The organism is Anaerotruncus sp. 1XD42-93 (assembly GCF_009917605.1).
Lineage (GTDB): Bacteria > Bacillota > Clostridia > Oscillospirales > Ruminococcaceae > Anaerotruncus.
In genome coordinates, this window is record NZ_QZEG01000213.1 from 1 (window position 1) to 722 (window position 722).

The 722-nt window shown below is 55.8% G+C and carries 1 pseudogene; it reads left to right on the forward strand.

Features of this window, described 5'->3' with window-relative positions:
* Window positions 1-722 (forward strand): annotated as a pseudogene (locus tag D5269_RS18085) (DEAD/DEAH box helicase); the annotation flags it as partial.

The window sequence follows — 722 nt, forward strand, 5'->3', positions numbered from 1 at the left end:
ACCAGCCGCTACACGATGGATTCCAAGGATTCTACGGTGCGCCGGTATCTGGCGCAGCGGGCGGAGCTGTTGGGCGCGATCCGTCTGCCCAACAATGCGTTTAAGGCCAATGCCGGGACAGAGGTGGTATCCGACATCATTTTCCTGCAAAAACGTGACCGCCCGATTGACATTGCCCCAGACTGGACGCAGACCGGACGGACCGAAGATGATTTTACCATCAACCGCTATTTCCTGGACCACCCGGAAATGGTGCTGGGCCGCACTGTTTCAGAAAGCACCCAATACGGAAAACAGGATTATACAGTGGCTCCTATTGAGGGTCTGGAACTTTCCGACCAGCTGCACGACGCCATAAAATATATTCGCGGGACCTATCAGGAGGCCGAACTGCCGGAGCTGGGCGAGGGGGAGGAAATTGACACCTCCATCCCCGCTGACCCTGACGTAAAAAACTATTCCTACACCGTTGTGGACGGTGCGGTGTACTATCGTGAAAACAGCCGTATGGTGCGCCCTGACCTAAATGCTACCGCCGAGGCCCGTATCAAGGGTCTGGTGGAACTGCGGGATTGTGTGCAGAAGCTCATCGGCCAGCAGATGGACAGCTTTGTTTCGGATGCGGCAATCCGTGAAACACAAGCCGAGTTAAACCGGCTCTATGACGCATTTTCCGCAAAGTACGGGCTGATCAATGACCGGGGGAACCGGCTGGCCTTTGC